At 56.2% G+C, this 17,763-nt stretch carries 8 protein-coding genes and 3 pseudogenes; 4 read left to right on the top strand and 7 right to left on the bottom strand.

Features of this window, described 5'->3' with window-relative positions; genetic code table 11:
* Positions 1-26 precede the first annotated feature (26 nt).
* Positions 27-1,208, top strand: a pseudogene (locus AC6I8M_RS02255) (nicotinamide mononucleotide deamidase-related protein YfaY).
* 336 nt (positions 1,209-1,544) lie between these two features.
* Here the strand turns inward: AC6I8M_RS02255 and yfaE are convergent.
* The 3 genes from yfaE to nrdA all read right to left on the bottom strand — a co-directional run bounded on the left by yfaE (position 1,545) and on the right by nrdA (position 5,298).
* Positions 1,545-1,805, bottom strand: a complete 261-nt coding sequence (gene yfaE / locus AC6I8M_RS02250) for a class I ribonucleotide reductase maintenance protein YfaE (RefSeq protein ID WP_010618063.1) — start codon at positions 1,803-1,805, stop codon at positions 1,545-1,547.
* Between the two features lie 2 nt (positions 1,806-1,807).
* Positions 1,808-2,938: a class Ia ribonucleoside-diphosphate reductase subunit beta gene (nrdB, locus tag AC6I8M_RS02245; protein WP_010618064.1), complete on the bottom strand. Its 1,131-nt coding sequence runs from the start codon at positions 2,936-2,938 to the stop codon at positions 1,808-1,810.
* Positions 2,939-3,012: 74 nt separating this feature from the next.
* Positions 3,013-5,298 carry a class 1a ribonucleoside-diphosphate reductase subunit alpha gene (gene nrdA, locus AC6I8M_RS02240; protein WP_498013650.1) on the bottom strand — a complete coding sequence of 762 codons (2,286 nt, stop codon included), beginning with the start codon at positions 5,296-5,298 and terminating at the stop codon, positions 3,013-3,015.
* Positions 5,299-5,408: 110 nt separating this feature from the next.
* On the opposite strand from nrdA, the gene AC6I8M_RS02235 reads away from it, so the two are divergent.
* Positions 5,409-5,759, top strand: a complete 351-nt coding sequence (locus tag AC6I8M_RS02235) for a hypothetical protein (RefSeq protein WP_153005894.1) — start codon at positions 5,409-5,411, stop codon at positions 5,757-5,759.
* Between the two features lie 165 nt (positions 5,760-5,924).
* Here AC6I8M_RS02235 and ubiG read toward each other — a convergent pair whose 3' ends face one another.
* Positions 5,925-6,650 (bottom strand): bifunctional 2-polyprenyl-6-hydroxyphenol methylase/3-demethylubiquinol 3-O-methyltransferase UbiG, encoded by a 726-nt coding sequence (gene ubiG, locus AC6I8M_RS02230; RefSeq protein ID WP_010618066.1) that lies wholly within the window; start codon positions 6,648-6,650, stop codon positions 5,925-5,927.
* A 176-nt stretch (positions 6,651-6,826) separates the two neighbouring features.
* Between ubiG and gyrA the strand changes: the two genes are divergently transcribed.
* Together gyrA and rcsC are read left to right on the top strand one after the other, a co-directional pair.
* Positions 6,827-9,457: a DNA topoisomerase (ATP-hydrolyzing) subunit A gene (gyrA, locus tag AC6I8M_RS02225; RefSeq protein ID WP_498013649.1), complete on the top strand. Its 2,631-nt coding sequence runs from the start codon at positions 6,827-6,829 to the stop codon at positions 9,455-9,457.
* A gap of 167 nt (positions 9,458-9,624) precedes the next feature.
* The gene (rcsC, locus tag AC6I8M_RS02220) at positions 9,625-12,477 is read left to right on the top strand and encodes a two-component system sensor histidine kinase RcsC (protein ID WP_058948659.1); all 2,853 of its coding nucleotides are present in this window, start codon (positions 9,625-9,627) and stop codon (positions 12,475-12,477) included.
* A 42-nt stretch (positions 12,478-12,519) separates the two neighbouring features.
* Here the strand turns inward: rcsC and rcsB are convergent, their stop codons facing one another.
* The 3 genes and pseudogenes from rcsB to AC6I8M_RS02205 form a co-directional block, all read right to left on the bottom strand.
* Positions 12,520-13,170 (bottom strand): response regulator transcription factor RcsB, encoded by a 651-nt coding sequence (gene rcsB / locus AC6I8M_RS02215; protein ID WP_010618069.1) that lies wholly within the window; start codon positions 13,168-13,170, stop codon positions 12,520-12,522.
* Between the two features lies 1 nt (position 13,171).
* Positions 13,172-15,828 (bottom strand): annotated as a pseudogene (rcsD, locus tag AC6I8M_RS02210) (phosphotransferase RcsD).
* Between the two features lie 24 nt (positions 15,829-15,852).
* Positions 15,853-16,900, bottom strand: a pseudogene (locus tag AC6I8M_RS02205) (MFS transporter).
* Positions 16,901-17,763: the final 863 nt, after the last annotated feature.

The raw sequence follows: 17,763 nt of genomic DNA, 5'->3' as shown, positions 1-17,763 counted from the left end.
GAGAATAGATCGTGATACGTGTCGAAATGCTCTCAACGGGCGATGAAGTGTTACATGGGCAGATTGTCGATACCAACGCCGCGTGGCTGGGCGATGTGCTGTTTCAGCACGGCCTGCCGATGACCAGTCGCAGCACGGTCTGCGATGCGATGAGCTCGCTGGTTGAAGGCTACAGAGCCGCAGTCAGATTGCCGACGTGCTGATCGTGAACGGCGGTCTTGGGGCCGACCAGCGACGATCTCAGCACGCAGGCAGCGGCCACCGCCAGCGGCAGCGAACTGGTGCTGCAGCAGGCGTGGCTGGAGAAGATGGAAGCCTGGTTTGCCAGCCGCGGGCGGCTCATGGCGCCCAGTAATCGCAAGCAGGCGGAGATTCCGGCCAATGCCGAGTTGATCGATAACCCGGTCGGCACCGCCTGTGGGTTTGCCCTGCAACTTAATCGCTGCTGGATATTCTTTACCCCCGGCGTGCCGTCAGAATTCAAAGTGATGGTTGAGCAGCAGATTATTCCGCGTCTTAAGGCGCGTTTTGCGTTGCCAGAACCCCCGCTGTGCCTGCGTCTGACCACCTTTGGCCGCGGCGAGAGCGATATCGCCGCCGAGCTTGAACCGCTGCCGCTGCCGGAAGGCGTAGTGATGGGCTACCGTTCGTCGATGCCCATCATTGAGATCAAACTGACCGGCCCGGCCAGCCAGCGCGTGGCGATGGAGCAGGTGTGGCAGCAGGTTAAATTACTGCTGGCCGAGTGCACCATTTTTGAAGGCTTCGAAGGGTTACCGGCCGTGCTGGCGCGGGAACTGCACGATCGCGGCTTCCGCCTTGCTCTTAGCGAACAATACATGGCCGGGTTGCTGCACTGGCAGCTGGCCGCCGCGCAGGTGCCGCTTAGCGCCGCCGAGCTGCTGCCGGCACGTGAGGAGTCGCTGGAAGCGCAGGTTACGCGTACGCGTCAGTTGGCCGCTCAGCAGGGCACGGTGCTGGCTTTGTCGGTTGGCGATCTGCAGGAAGGGGAAGTGTCGATTGCGCTGCACAAACCGGAAGCCAGCTGGGGCCAGCGGGTGAAATTTACCCACGGGCGGCATAATCTGGAAACCCGTCAGAAAGTGGTGGCGATGATGGCGATGAATATGCTGCGCCGCTGGTTGCACGGCAGTGAAGTCAGTACCGGTCACGGCTGGATTGATGTCCTGGAGACGGTGAAGAGCTAACTCTTTCTAGGCTTGTGATTGCTGATGCCATGGGATCAGCATCGCTTTGTGTTGGGTGCCGCGTCGTGAGAGGCATAGCCGCTTGCCGCACCGGCATAAACCCTTCCCTGGGGCCTGCTGGATTCGGTGGTCGCTGTTGTCGGGTGCCTGTTACAGCAGCACCAGAATTGAAAGGGAAGAGGGGGAAGCTGGGCTTAGCCGGACGTCACGCGGCAGGGATGCCGCGTGTCGAGGCCCGCAGGGAGCGGGTTTTGCCGTTCCGGCGTGCTCAGTTCCCCCTCTGACCATGCGGGATCTCAACGCGATAAAAGGGGATTCAGCAGTACGGCCGGAAGGTTACAGCTCGATCTCAATCTCCCCTTTGGCTTTACAGCAGCAGGGCAGAATCTCGCCCTGCTGAATAAACGCCAGTGGGGTTTCCGCATAATCCACTTCGCCTTTCAGCAGACGCATGCGGCAGGAGCCGCAGTAGCCTTCACGACACTGAAACTCGACGCACACATTGTTTGCTTCCAGCGTCGTCAGCAGATTAGGTTGTTCGTCTGCGCACTCCAGCCGGGAGCCGGAGCTGCGAAGAATTACCACGGAACGACTCATGCTTACAGCTGGAAATCGTTGAAGTCGTCTTCGCCCACTTCGGAGTCGATCTGACCCACCAGATAGGAGCTCACTTCAACTTCCTGCGGCGCCACCTGCACATTATCTGACACCAGCCACGAGTTAATCCATGGAATCGGGTTAGAACGCGTCTGGAACGGCAGATCAAGGCCCACCGCCTGCATGCGAATATTGGTGATGTACTCAATGTACTGGCACAGAATGTCCTTGTTCAGACCAATCATTGAGCCGCCGCTGAACAGATACTCAGCCCACTCTTTTTCCTGCTCGGCCGCTTTCTTAAACAGGTCGAAGCACTCGTCGCGGCATTCGGCGGCGATCTCTTTCATTTCAGGATCGTCTTCACCGGTACGCATCAGATTCAGCATATGCTGAGTGCCGGTCAGGTGCAGCGCTTCGTCACGGGCGATCAGACGAATAATTTTGGCGTTGCCTTCCATCAGTTCGCGCTCGGCGAAGGCGAACGAGCAGGCAAAGCTGACGTAGAAACGAATCGCTTCCAGCGCGTTAACGCTCATCAGACAAATATACAGCTGCTTCTTCAGCGCACGCAGATTCACGGTCACGCTCTTGCCCGCCACCTGATGCGTGCCTTCACCCAGCAGATGCCAGTAGTTGGTCATCTCAATCAGATCATCGTAATACTTCGAGATATCCTGCGCGCGCGCCAGAATCTGCTCGTTAGTCACGATGTCATCAAACACCTGTGACGGATCGTTGACGATATTACGGATGATGTGGGTGTACGAGCGTGAGTGGATGGTCTCGGAGAACGCCCAGGTTTCCACCCAGGTTTCCAGCTCGGGAATCGAGATCAGCGGCAGCAGCGCCACGTTCGGACTGCGGCCCTGAATGGAATCCAGCAGCGTCTGATACTTCAGGTTACTGATGAAGATGTGCTTCTCGTGCTCCGGCAGCGCCTGATAGTCGATGCGATCGCGCGAGACATCAACTTCTTCCGGACGCCAGAAGAAAGAGAGCTGCTTCTCGATCAGCTTTTCAAAGATGTCGTATTTCTGCTGGTCGAAACGGGCAACGTTCACTGACTGGCCGAAGAACATCGGCTCTTTCAGCTGGTCATTTTTGTTCTGTGAGAAAGTAGTGTAAGCCATGACTAAGTCCAAAAGTGAAACGGGCCAGCCGCTGCTGGCCCAGACACGATAAGGCGCCCGCAGGCGCCTTTCAATCAAATTTTACAGGCGCCGCTTTCGCAGCCATCGTCCTGAATAGAAGGCGCCAGATCGTCCTGCGCATCCTCGGCACCGTCACGGGTGTTTTGGTAGTACAGGGTCTTCACGCCAAATTTGTACGCGGTCAGCAGATCTTTCAGCAGCTGTTTCATCGGCACTTTGCCATTGGCGAAACGGCCTGGATCGTAGTTGGTGTTCGATGAAATCGCCTGATCGATAAACTTCTGCATCACGCCAACCAGCTGCAGATAGCCGTCGTTTGATGGCATTTCCCACAGCAGTTCGTACTGATCTTTCAGACGCTCATACTCCGGTACCACTTGGCGCAGAACCCCGTCTTTCGACGCTTTGATACTGATGTGACCGCGCGGCGGCTCGATACCATTGGTGGCGTTCGAAATCTGCGAAGAGGTCTCAGACGGCATCAGTGCAGACAGCGTGGAGTTGCGCAGGCCGTGGGTTTTAATCGACTCACGCAGCGCTTCCCAGTCAAGGTGCAGCGGCTCATTACATACGCTGTCGAGATCTTTTTTATAGGTATCGATTGGCAGAATGCCCTGCGAATAAGTGGTCTCTTTAAACCACGGGCAGGCACCTTGCTCTTTCGCCAGCTCGTTGGAGGCTTTCAGTAGCCAGTACTGAATGGCTTCAAAGGTTTTGTGCGTCAGGTTGTTGGCGCTGCCGTCGGAGTAGCGCACACCGTGTTTCGCTAGGTAATAGGCGTAGTTGATCACGCCAATACCCAAGGTACGACGACCCATCGCACCGCGTTTCGCAGCCGGAATCGGGTAATCCTGGTAATCGAGCAGGGCATCCAGCGCGCGTACTGCCAGCGTGGCCAGCTCTTCCAGATCGTCCAGGCTTTCAATCGCACCGAGGTTAAAGGCGGACAGGGTGCACAGCGCAATCTCGCCACTTTCGTCATTGACGTCTTCCAGCGGTTTGGTCGGCAGCGCAATTTCCAGGCACAGGTTAGACTGACGCACTGGCGCGATTGCCGGATCGAACGGGCTGTGGGTGTTGCAGTGGTCAACGTTCTGCACGTAGATACGGCCGGTTGAGGCACGTTCCTGCATCATCAGCGAGAACAGGTCGACGGCTTTCACGCGCTGCTTGCGGATGCTGTCGTCCTTCTCATATTTGGTATACAGACGCTCAAACTCATCCTGATCGGCGAAGAACGCGTCATACAGACCTGGCACCTCGGACGGGCTGAACAGGGTGATGTCTTCGCCTTTCAGCAGGCGGGTGTACATCAGTTTGTTGATCTGCACGCCGTAATCCATATGACGCACGCGGTTGCCTTCGACGCCGCGGTTGTTTTTCAGCACCAGCAGGCTTTCCACTTCCAGATGCCACATCGGATAGAACAGCGTTGCCGCACCGCCGCGCACGCCGCCCTGCGAGCAGGATTTTACCGCCGTCTGGAAGTGCTTATAGAACGGGATACAGCCGGTGTGGAACGCTTCACCGCCGCGAATCGGGCTGCCGAGCGCACGAATGCGACCAGCGTTGATGCCGATACCGGCACGCTGTGACACATATTTCACGATAGCGCTGGAGGTGGCGTTGATGGAATCCAAGCTGTCGCCACACTCGATCAGTACACAGGAGCTGAACTGACGGGTCGGGGTGCGCACGCCGGACATGATAGGCGTAGGCAGCGAGATCTTGAACGTTGAGATCGCATCGTAGAAACGCTTGATGTAATCCATACGCGTATCGCGCGGATAGCCGGAGAACAGGCAGGCGGCGACCAGAATATACAGGAACTGTGCGCTCTCGTAGATTTCACCGCTGACGCGGTTCTGCACAAGATATTTGCCTTCCAGCTGCTTCACCGCAGCGTAGGAGAAGTTCATGTCGCGCCAGTGGTCGATAAAGCCGTCCATCTGCTCGAACTCTTCGGTGCTGTAGTCTTCCAGCAGATGGCGATCGTATTTGCCCATCTCGACCATTTTCACTATCTGGTCGTACAGCTTCGGTGGCTCAAACTGACTGTACGCTTTTTTACGCAGGTGGAAGATAGCCAGACGCGCGGCCAGGTACTGGTAATCAGGCGCGTCACGGGAGATCAAATCGGCAGCAGCTTTGATGATGGTCTCGTGAATGTCCGAGGTTTTGATGCCATCGTAAAACTGGATGTGGGAACGCAACTCAACCTGCGAGACGGAGACATTGTTCAGCCCTTCAGCTGCCCAGTCCAGCACCCGGTGAATCTTATCGAGGTCGATGCGCTCTTGGCGGCCATCGCGTTTCGTAACGAGCAGACTTTGGTTCATGTCGCGTGTTTACCTGTCCATGAAATACAAAATTATCCCCCGTCTATTCACAGGCGGCTCATTGTGAGTAAGGCTGTGGATAAACACTATATATAGGGGGTGCGGAAAGTTTGAACAACAATATGGTGAGTATTCTAGTCAGCAATCGGATCATCACAAGAGTTGATTTTCACAAAATTTTACGCCCTAGGGGGTGGCGAAAATCCTGGATCCCCACGCCACAAGGCCTGCACCTGGTGTCAACGGAAAACAGTTTTTTTTCAATTTTTGATCGAGCGCGTGTTTATTGCTCAACCGCTGCGATTCAGGAAATTTCCCAGGCGAAAAAAGCCCGCGCCGCTCCGTCAGCAGCGAACTTATCTGCGTTTGCTTATGAATTTTTTATGACCTTTTCACCTTACAAAAAGCGCATCGCAGCGTCTAAAAGGAAATTGATCTGGATAGGGCCAGCGCGTGAATAAACCGGGCGTGTTCGAAATGAAAGGAAGACTAGCGGCGTGCAGGGCGTTATGCCGTTCAGTTGAGTAAACCGCAGGTTGTACATTCCATACCGGCGCGATTTCTCGCGTAATAAATCGCGCCGCTACAAAAGCGCTGCACACGGGCAGGCAGGCGGAATGCGTCGTTTATGCCTGACGGTGGGTATGCACCATATAATTGACGTCCACCCCGCGGCCAAGGCGGAACTGGTTGGTCAGCGGATTATAGTGCAGGCCAATCATATTGCGTTCACGCAGGGCAGTCTCGTCCACCCAGTTCAGCAGCTCGGCAGGACGAATAAATTTTTTCACGTCATGGGTACCGCGCGGCACCATGCGCAGCACGTATTCAGCACCAAACACCGCCAGCAGCCAGGCTTTGGGGTTACGGTTGATGGTGGAGAAGAACACCTCGCCGCCCGGTTTCACCAGCTGCGCGCAGGCCAGCACCACGGAACGCGGATCCGGCACGTGTTCCAGCATCTCCATACAGGTCACCACGTCGTACTGACCGGCGTGGTTAGCCGCATGGGCTTCAACCGTCTGCTGCACGTAATTGACGCTAACGCCGCTCTCCAGCGCGTGCAGACGCGCGATCTCCAGCGGCTCGGCGCCCATATCCAGACCGGTGACCTCCGCCCCTTCACGCGTCATGCTTTCGGCGAGAATGCCGCCGCCGCAACCGACATCCAGCACTTTCTTACCGAACAGCCCATGGCTATGCTGGGCAATCCAGCCAAGACGCAGGGGATTAATGCGGTGCAACGGCTTAAATTCACCCTCTAAATCCCACCAGCGTGATGCAACCGCCTCAAACTTAGCAATTTCGGCGTGGTCAACGTTCTGGCGGCTTTCCTGCGGTTGTTCATTCATTGAATCATGACTCCTGACAAAATATGCCACCAGTATAAACGTATAAACCCTGCGAGGCATCTCTCAGCGCAAAGGAAAAGCGCCACAAAACCCTGCTTTACGTTCACCGCACGTAAGCGATGTGATATACTTTCGCACCTTTAAAATCCGGGATTATGTAGAGGGATAGCTGCTCCATGAGCGACCTTGCGAGAGAAATTGCACCGGTCAATATCGAAGAAGAGTTGAAAAACTCCTACCTCGATTACGCCATGTCGGTCATCGTTGGCCGAGCCTTACCTGATGTACGTGATGGCCTGAAGCCGGTGCATCGCCGTGTGCTTTTTGCCATGAGCGAACTGGGTAACGACTGGAACAAACCCTATAAAAAATCTGCCCGTGTGGTCGGTGACGTTATCGGTAAATATCACCCACACGGTGACTCCGCTGTGTACGAAAGTATCGTGCGCATGGCCCAGCCGTTCTCCCTGCGCTACATGCTGGTCGACGGTCAGGGTAACTTCGGTTCGGTCGACGGCGACTCCGCCGCAGCGATGCGTTATACCGAAGTGCGCATGGCGAAGATCTCCTCTGAACTGCTGGCTGACCTGGAAAAAGAGACGGGCGACTTTGTGCCGAACTATGACGGCACCGAGCAGATCCCAGAAGTACTGCCAACCAAAATTCCTAACCTGCTGATCAACGGCTCCTCCGGCATTGCCGTCGGCATGGCGACCAACATTCCGCCTCACAACCTGACGGAAGTGATCAACGGCTGTCTGGCGTTCATCGAAGATGAAAACATCAGCGTCGAAGGGCTGATGGAGCACATTACCGGGCCGGATTTCCCGACTGCCGCCTTTATCAACGGTCGTCGTGGCATTGAAGAAGCCTACCGCACCGGGCGCGGTAAAATTTACATCCGCGCGCGCGGCGAGATCGAAACCGACGCCAAAACCGGTCGTGAAACCATCATCGTCAATGAAATCCCGTATCAGGTGAACAAAGCGCGCCTGATCGAGAAAATTGCTGAGCTGGTGAAAGAGAAGCGCGTTGAGGGCATCAGCGGCCTGCGTGACGAATCTGACAAAGACGGCATGCGTATCGTCATTGAAGTGAAACGCGATGCAGTCGGCGAAGTGGTGCTCAACAACCTCTACTCACTGACGCAGCTGCAGGTCTCTTTCGGCATCAACATGGTTGCCCTGCATCAGGGCCAGCCGAAGATCATGACGCTGAAGGAGATCATTGAAGCCTTCGTTCGCCACCGCCGTGAAGTGGTGACGCGTCGTACCATCTTCGAACTGCGTAAAGCGCGCGATCGTGCGCACATCCTTGAAGGTCTGGCAATTGCGCTGGCCAACATCGATCCGATTATCGAGCTGATTCGTCGGGCTCCGACGCCAGCCGAAGCGAAAAGCGGCCTGCTGGCGCAGTCGTGGGATCTCGGCAACGTCGCAGCCATGCTGGAACGTGCCGGTGACGACGCCGCGCGTCCGGAGTGGCTGGAAGCGGAGTTTGGTATTCGCGACGGTCGCTACTACCTGACTGAGCAGCAGGCACAGGCCATTCTTGATCTGCGTCTGCAGAAACTGACCGGCCTTGAGCATGAAAAACTGCTCGACGAGTACAAAGAGCTGCTGGACCAGATCGCCGAACTGATTCACATCCTGCAGAGCGCTGAACGTCTGATGGAAGTGATCCGTGAAGAGCTGGTGGCGATGCGCGATCAGTTTGGCGATGCACGCCGCACGGAAATCACCGCTAACAGCGCTGACATCAACATCGAAGACCTGATCAACCAGGAAGATGTGGTGGTCACCCTGTCGCATCAGGGCTACGTCAAATACCAGCAGCTGTCAGACTATGAAGCCCAGCGTCGCGGCGGTAAGGGCAAATCGGCGGCGCGCATTAAAGAAGAAGACTTTATCGATCGTCTGCTGGTGGCCAACACCCACGACACCATTCTGTGCTTCTCCAGCCGTGGCCGCCTCTACTGGATGAAGGTCTATCAGCTGCCGGAAGCCAGCCGTGGCGCGCGCGGTCGTCCGATCGTCAACCTGCTGCCGCTGGAAGCCAACGAGCGTATCACCGCGATTCTGCCGGTGCGTGAATACACCGAAGGCTTCAACATCTTCATGGCGACCGCAGACGGTACCGTGAAGAAAACTGCGCTGCAGGAGTTCAGCCGTCCGCGCAGTGCCGGCATCATTGCCATCAACCTGCGTGAAGACGATGAGTTGATTGGCGTGGCGCTGACCAACGGTAACGACGAAGCGATGCTGTTCTCTGCCGCCGGTAAAGTGGTGCGCTTCGCGGAGAGCGCGGTGCGCGCCATGGGCCGTTCGGCCTCGGGCGTGCGCGGCATCAGGCTGGCCGAAGGCGACAAAGTGGTGTCGCTGATTGTGCCACGTGAAGAGGGCGCGATTCTCACCGTAACGCAGAACGGCTACGGCAAGCGTACTGCCAACAGCGAGTATCCGACCAAATCGCGCGCCACGCAGGGCGTGATCTCGATTAAAGTCACCGAGCGTAACGGGCCAGTGGTTGGCACGGTACAGGTGGTGGATAGCGATCAGATCATGATGATCACCGATGCCGGTACGCTGGTGCGTACCCGCGTGTCGGAAGTCAGCGTGGTGGGCCGTAATACGCAGGGCGTGATCCTGATTCGTACCGCGGAAGATGAAAACGTGGTCGGCCTGCAGCGCGTTGCTAAACCGGTGGAAGAGGAAGAACTCGACGGCAGCGTGGCAGAAGGCGAAAACGATATCGCACCGGAAGTCGACAGCGACGACGACGCACCGGAAACAGACGACGAAGAGTAACCGTTCGTTGTCTGTCACAAGCGGCAGGTCAGGGCAACCGACCTACCGTTTTTTTTGTCTGACTTTCACTCCCAAAGTCGCGTGCCAACTGGCTTTTTCGCCCTGATAAAGCTAGTGTATGAGAACTTTTCAACGTCCCGATAACCCTTGCCGCCAGTGAGTCTCTTTTGAAATATCTCGTCTCCTTTCGCACCACGCTTCGCATCTCGCGCTACCTGTTTCGTGCGCTGGCACTGCTGCTCTGGTCGCTGGGTGCACTGTTGACCACTTTCTACATCATCAATGTGCTGCACGAGAAAGAGAACGCGGTGCGCCAGGAGTTTGCCATCAATTATGGTCAGGCCGAATGGTATGTGCGCCACTCCGCGGATGTGATGCGCGAGCTGAAGTACATCACCGAGAATCGCCTGAGCAGCAGCGTCAACGGGCTGGATATGCTCAACGGCATGCCGGGCGGCAAAAGCACGCTGCCGCAGTTTACGCCGCTGTTTACTGACGGTGACTGCACGTCAATGAGCAACACCTGGCGTAACTCGCTCGATTCACTGAGCTATTTCATTAACTACTGGAAAAGCAATTTTGCCTCAGCCTATGAACTCAATCGGGTGTTCTTTATTGGCGGCGAAAATCAGTGCCTGGCAGACTTCACCATCGGTAACAATAATCCGGTCGATCGCGAACGCAGCCTGAAGGCGCTGCGCGAAAACGTGCTGCACTACCGCAGCGGCAACGAGGAAGAGCGGCGTAATCCGATGTACTGGATTACCAACAGCAGCCAGCCAGGCATTGGTAACTTCTACATGGTGGTGCTGGTCTACGTCGCCAACAAACTGCAGGCGCTGCTCGGCGTGGAACAGAACATCCGGCTGGATGAATTTATTCAGCCCGGCGGGCTGCCGCTGGTAGCCACCATCACCGATGAAAACTATCGCCCGCTGATCAGCTCACGACGCGGCGGACCCGGTTATTCGCTGGACGATCTGCCGGATAACAGCACCTGGTTTGGTTATCTTGACGGCTATCGTCAGCTGGTGCTGAAAAAGCCGCTGCCGCCGTCCAGCCTCAATGTGGTGTGGTCGCTGTCGACCGATGTGCTGATGGATCAGCTCAAGCTGATGCTGATCAACGCGCTGCTGCTCAATATCCTTAGCGCGCTGATTCTGTTTACCCTGGCGTGGGTGTTCGAACGCCGCATGTTCCTGCCGGCGGAAGACAACGCTCACCGGCTGGAAGAGCACGAGCAGTTCAACCGAAAGACTGTCGCGTCAGCGCCGGTCGGCATCTGTATTTTGCGTACCAGCGATGGCACCAACATCCTCAGTAATGAACTGGCGCATAACTATCTGACGCTGCTGACGCAGGAAGATCGCCTGCGGCTGAACGAAATCATCGGCGGCCAGCAGGTTAATTTTGTCGATATGCTGACCGGCAGTAACACTAACCTGCAAATCAGCTTTGTTCATTCGCGCTACCGCAACGAGAACGTGGCGATTTGCGTGCTGGTCGACGTCTCGGCGCGCGTGCGCATGGAGCAGTCGCTGCAGGAGATGGCGCACGCCGCCGAGCAGGCCAGCCAGTCCAAGTCTATGTTCCTCGCCACCGTCAGTCACGAACTGCGTACGCCGCTGTACGGTATTATCGGTAACCTCGATATGCTGCAGACCAAATCGCTGCCGAAAGGTGTGGATTCGCTGGTCACGGCGATGAACAACTCATCCAGCCTGTTGCTAAAAATTATCAGCGATATTCTCGACTTCTCGAAGATCGAGTCCGAGCAGCTGAAGATTGAGCAGCGTCCATTCTCGCCGCGTGAGGTGGTCAACCATATTGCCAGCAACTATCTGTCGCTGGTGGTGCGCAAGCGCCTGACGCTGTATGTGTTCATCGAGAATGATGTGCCGCTGGCGCTGGACGGCGATCCGCTGCGCCTGCAGCAGGTGATCTCCAACCTGCTTAACAACGCCATCAAGTTCACCCACACCGGCTGCATTATCCTGCACGCCTATGTGAAAGAGGGGTATCTGGCGTTTCGCGTGCGCGACACCGGCGTGGGAATCCCGGCAAAAGAGATCACGCGCCTGTTCGACCCGTTCTTCCAGGTCGGCTCCGGCGTGCAGCGTAATTTCCAGGGTACCGGGCTGGGACTGGCGATCTGTGAAAAGCTCATCAACATGATGGATGGCGACATCGAAGTCGATTCTGAACCGGGCATGGGCAGCCAGTTCGTGGTGCGTATTCCGATCTACGCCGGACAGCAACCCGCGCCGCTGCTACTGGATGGTCTGCAGGAAAAAGCCATCTGGCTCGACCTGCGCAACGACTATCTGGCGGCCTTCCTGCTGCGTCTGCTACAGCAGCAGGGCATCCAAGTCGCGCACTATCAGGGGCGGGCTGGGGCAGACGATGTGATTATCTGCGATCACCACGACGCGCCAGCGCAGACGGTACGCGCGCGCATCCGCATCTACGGTGAACACATTGATATGCCGCAGGAAACGACGCCGGGACAATGGGTGCACAGCAGCGCGACGCTGCACGATCTGCCGCTGCTACTGGGCCGGATTTACCGCATTGCCATCGGCAGCGAAACGGCGACTACGCTGGAACTGCCGGTACCGCAGCAGGTCTCCAGCTATGAAGACATCATGGTGCTGATCGTTGATGACCATCCGATTAACCGGATGCTGTTGTCTGAACAGCTCGGCACACTGGGCTATCAGACCAAAACGGCGCAGGACGGTGTGGATGCGCTCAACGTGCTCAGCCGCAACCATATCGATATCGTACTGAGCGACGTCAACATGCCAAACATGGACGGCTACCGGCTGACGCAGCGTTTGCGCCAGCTGGGGCATGCTTTCCCGGTCATTGGGGTGACCGCTAACGCACTGGCGGAAGAGAAACAGCGCTGTATGGATGCCGGCATGGATAACTGCCTGTCAAAACCGGTGACGCTGGATGTGCTGAAAACAACGCTGGCGCTGTATGCCGAACGCGTACGCAAAAGCCGGGAAGGGTAAGCAGGGCAGAGGAGAGGCGGTGCCGAAGCACCGCCGCAGGGATTACTCTTTGTCGACCTGAGTGGCGCTGACGGAAGAGAGGTAGTTCAGCAGCGCGATATCGTTATCCACGCCCAGCTTCATCATTGCTGATTTCTTCTGGCTACTGATGGTTTTGATACTGCGGTTCAGCTTCTTGGCGATCTCGGTAACAAGGAAGCCTTCGGCGAACAGACGCAGCACTTCGCTCTCTTTCGGTGACAGACGTTTGTCGCCGTAGCCGCCGGCGCTGATTTTCTCCAGCAGTTTTGCCACGCTTTCCGGCGTGTACTTTTTGCCTTTCTGTAGGGCTGCCAGCGCTTTTGGCAGGTCGGTCGGTGCACCCTGTTTCAGCACGATGCCTTCGATATCCAGATTCAGTACCGCGCTCAGGATCGCTGGGTTATTGTTCATGGTCAGAACAATAATGGAGAGATCCGGATAATGACGTTTGATGTACTTGATCAGCGTGATGCCGTCGCCGTATTTTTCGCCCGGCATCGACAGATCGGTAATCAGGACGTTGGCATCCAGTTTGGACAAGCTATTGATCAGTGCTGTTGAGTCTTCAAACTCACCTACCACATTCACCCATTCGATCTGTTCCAGAGATTTACGGATACCGAACAGAACGATTGGATGGTCATCGGCAATAATTACATTCAGGTTATTCATCTTATTGGTTACCTTGCTGCAGCAGTTGGTTGACGTACGCGTCAATTTCACTGGTGGTATTTTTAATGGTTAAATCGTCGCACAGTTTAATATGCTGTTCTAACTCTTCACAAAGCTTACCCGGCAGTAAATTGAGCATGGCAAACACGCCTTTCAGGCGATGCGCTGTCTGAGCAAGCGAGGGATAGTTCTTCTCCGCCGACTCAGTATACAGTCTCTTCACATCTGGCGGTACTGTCTCCGTAAACAGCTGGAAATAGCCGCCGCTCAGCAGCGGCGTAGCAGCCTCATCGTCGTCGCTCTCCTCTATCGAATCGTGAGCCAGTTGCTTCTCAATCAGGGCCAGCAGCGCATCAAGCAGCGCATTGCTGAGATTGAAATTGACCCGGAATTGCTGGTCGTTGAGGGCGTGATGCCCCATTTCGTCGCCCGCCAGCAACAGCGCCCAGCCGTGCAGGCGCGCCGGATCGTCCGTCACCAGCACATCATGCTCCTGCCCGGACAAGCGTTCGTCCGAGGTCAGGCAATTTACCCCCCAGTTCTCGAGGTGGCGGCAGACAATTTTGTGTACGTCTTCGACCGCGATATCCACCAGCGCCGTCACGCCTTCCAGCAGTTTCTCTTCCTGCTCGCTCTGTTGCTCCAGCGCCAGCGGCAGCTGAATGTTGTAGCGCGTGCCGATATCCGGTTTGGCGATAATCTCCAGCTGTCCGCCCATCTGTTTGCACAGCTGCTTACACAGGAAAAACGCCATGCCGGACGCCTGACCGTAACGATCCTGCGTGGTTTCGCCGAGGTAAGGGAAATCGACGTTGGCCAGCTCGTCGCCGGTCAGGCCTGAGCCGGTATCCACCAGCTGGAACAGCACGCTGTTGGCTTTGCTGTCGCTGGCTTTGATATCAAGGGAAATCTTGCCCCACTGCGTGGTGGTGAGCGCGTAGTGCATCAGCGTAGTCAGGACTTTACGCAGCGCGCGGCGATCGCCAAAGCGCATCTCGTCGTTGGCCAGCTGATTGTTGACCACCAGCGTCAGCCCTTTGCGCCGCAGTAGCGGCAGGCTCTCCAGCGCAATCTCATCCAGCATATCCTGCAGGTTAAACACGCCCGCATCCGGCGACCAGTCGTGGGCTTCCAGCCGGTTGAGCAGGACGATATTGTCCACCAGCCGCGCCAGACCCTGGCTCTCATCCAGCAGATCCAGCACGCTCTCGTCGTCATCGCGCTGGCTGAGCTGCACCAGCTGCGTCACCATGCTCTGCAGCGGACGCGATTAAGCGCATGGCCAAGATTCTGCATCAGCTGCTGGCGCATCTGGTGGTTGCGATCCAGCACCTGCTGCGCTTTTTGCAGCTTCTTATTCACCAGCAGCTCGCGATCCTGATCGCGCATTATAAACAGCTGGGTGTGCGGCGACAGCATGCTGCGCGCGTGGCGAATCTCATACACTTCGTTATTGATGGTGGCCTGCAGCACGCCCTGATGCTGATCGGACATATTGATGATCTTCTGCAGATTGAGGTGCGGCAGCAAATGCTCAGCGATTTTGTTGCTCAGCAGGGTGAGATTGGTACCAAAGTCATACACCAGCAGCCCGACCGGCAGGCTGGCGACAATTTCCTCGTTCAGCATACGCAGCGAATCGAGCTCGGCGCTCTGGTTCTCATTCGGTCGCAGCGACTGCTGGCGCAACAGCGTGATGCCGGCAATAGACAGCAGGAACAGCAACAGGTTGATCAGCAGCGGCCACATCAGGTTGTGCAGGGTATCCATCGCCAGGCTGGCGAGTGGCACCCGGTACACCAGCTGGAGCGAGGTGCTGGGCAGCGTGGCGGCAATCTCCAGATTCGGGTTAACCAGCGTCACCGCAGTGCTTTCGCTGCTGGCGTCATCGCTGGTGGCGCTGCCGGGCTGGCTGGCATCCTGGCGCAGCTGGAAGTTCTCCAGCGGCATACTGCGTAGAATCAAATCGTTAACCGGCAGATCGAACGCCACCACCGAGGCTAAATGACCTAGCTGGTTAAAAGTGGTGCGCAGCGTGAAGTAGTGATCGTTCTGCCAGGCAAAGTGGCGCAGCGGCGAGAAGCTTTCGCGTTCGTCGAGCGCATTGGCCTGCTGCAGCATTTCGGCGCGGCGGCTGTCCACCAGCGTATTGATCGCGCTCTCTTTATAGCGCGTCGCCATATCCTTGAGCGGCAGGGTCGAGATCATGATTAGGCTGTTGTCCTGACCATTGAGGAAGTACATCGACCACGCCGGATTTTCAGCGCCCCACAGCGTATCGAGATAATTGGACATGCGCAGCGTCATATCCAGCGTGCTGCTGTCGTGCGAGCCAAAAATCAGCGCTTCGGTCTTGCGGCGGGTTTTCTCGAGATAGTAAACATCCGGGCGCAGGCGCGTCTCCTGCAGGCTGCTGCTCGGCGTAGAGCCCGCGGCGCTGGTGGCGAGATTTTCATAGATTTGCCAGGTGGCAAAGCGATAAGCATCAATGCGTTTTTGCATCGCGCGCGCCAGGTCGGTCATGGTATAGCGCTTTTCCATGATCCACGCATTCACACTGTTATGCACCATGGCGCTGAGCGCGAGAAACAGCACCAGGTTAAACACCACGAAAAAGCGCGTTACGTTGCCGGAGGTCAGCGGAAATTTATAAGGCAGCATAGGTGTCTCAGGATCCTGCAATTAACGCGCAACCAGCCGGGCGCTGGCGGCAACCGCCAGCAGCAGCAGGGCGATTGAGTAAAAACGCGCCGCTCAGGCTGAGCCACTGGGAAATAAAGCCGATTAAAGCCGGGCCTGAAAGAATACCCGCATAGCCGAGCGTTGTCATGGCGGAAATCACCAGATTGGCCGGCATATCCTGTTGATTACCGGCGGCATTAAACAGCATCGGGACGGTATTGGCTAGGCCAAAGCCCACCAGTAAAAAGGCCAGCAGCGCCGCCTGCGGCCACGGCAGCAGCACCGCCAGCGTCATGCCGGCTGCCGCCGCCAGCGCACCGGTCAGCATCACCGGATCGCGGCCAAAGCGCTGAATCACTTTATCGCCCGTCAGGCGACCCAGGGTCATGGCGATGGAGAAGATGGCGTAACCCAGACCGGCGTGCGCCACGCTCATGCCCGGGCTCTGCAGCAGCAGCAGGGCGCTCCAGTCGAGTACCGCGCCTTCCGCAAGGAACAAAATAAAGCACAGGCAACCGAGGAAGGCGACCCAGCCGCGCGGGATCACCAGCCAGGGTTGATCGGGCTGATGCAGGCGCTCCGTCATCAGCGTCGGCAGGCTGCACAGCAACAGCAGCACCATCAGCAGCATGATAACGCCGACTGCCTGCAGCGGTGTCAGACCCGCTCCAAGTAACAGGCTGACCGCGCCGGCGCCAAGAATACCGCCGAGGCTGAAGAAACCGTGGAAACCAGACATCATCGGCTTCGCCGCCGCTTTCTCAACCTCAACCGCCTGCACATTCATGGCCACATCCAGCATGCCGAGCCCGGCACCGAAGACCATCAGCGTGGCGGCCATCAGCCACATCACATCCAGCGTCGCCAGCAGCGGCAGTACTGCCAGCACCACCAGCGTGGAGCACAGCATGACGCGGCGGCAGCCAAAGCGTGCCACCAGCGCACCGGTCACCGGCATTGCCGCCAGTGAACCAATTCCCAGACACAGCAGCAGGCCGCCCAGCGACGCGCCCGTCAGCTGGAGACGCTGGCTGGCAAACGGCACCAGCGGCGCCTAGGCAGACATGCTTAAACCGGCGATGAGAAAAACAAGGCGTGTTCCCAGATTGACACGCTGATGCAATTTGTTGGGCTGTGCGGCGTCCAGTGCTGTCATAAAGGTGTCGTTGTCATAAGTCGTTCGAGCGACGAAGTTTAGCATTAAAGCTGGCGCGGCACCGCTCAATGAAGGAATAAGAGCAGGGCAAAATGGTCGCTAGAAAAGAGCATATTACCGATCTTTTGCCAGGCGCTGCGCTTTTCCAGACATTTCCTGGACTTCATAAGCTCTTTGGCCGTTATTAAACGGACGGATTCAGTGAAAATTTGGCTTAAGTTGGGGTGAAAATCGATTGCTGCGGCAACGCTAACTCACTGAATAGTGGTAAAGAATATTCCGCAAACGGTTGGGCAAACGCATCGGCTATATTGCTGTTCAACTTTATTACGCCCAGAAATTAACATTGCATAATCATGGCTAAGCAATGAACAAAAAGTGCGAAAAAGAACAAATAATGGCGTCCTGAGTGGCGGTTAATTTAACACCAGTAAACAGGTTTACATAAAATTACAAAGCTGAGGAAAATTGGCAGGCAAAAAAATGCCGGACAATCATGTCCGGCGGGAATTAGGGTAAATCTCTTATTCGGGGTGAATGAAGGTAATAATGAAATAAATGATGATAGCGGGAGTAATTGTATGCGCTGAGTGGCGTTAAGTTTTATCATTCAGTGCGGCAGGTTATCTTATCTGTCTGTATTTAAATTAATAAAATTCTGTTTATCAATTAGTGCGATATTTTTTCGCCGATGTGTGCTGATTATTAGTTCCGCGAAACTTACATTTAGAAGTGACTATTTAATACGATGAAAC

The organism is Type-A symbiont of Plautia stali, from assembly GCF_059731155.1.
Note: the sequence above shows the minus strand (reverse complement) of the source record. Positions and strands in the feature narration are given on the sequence as shown.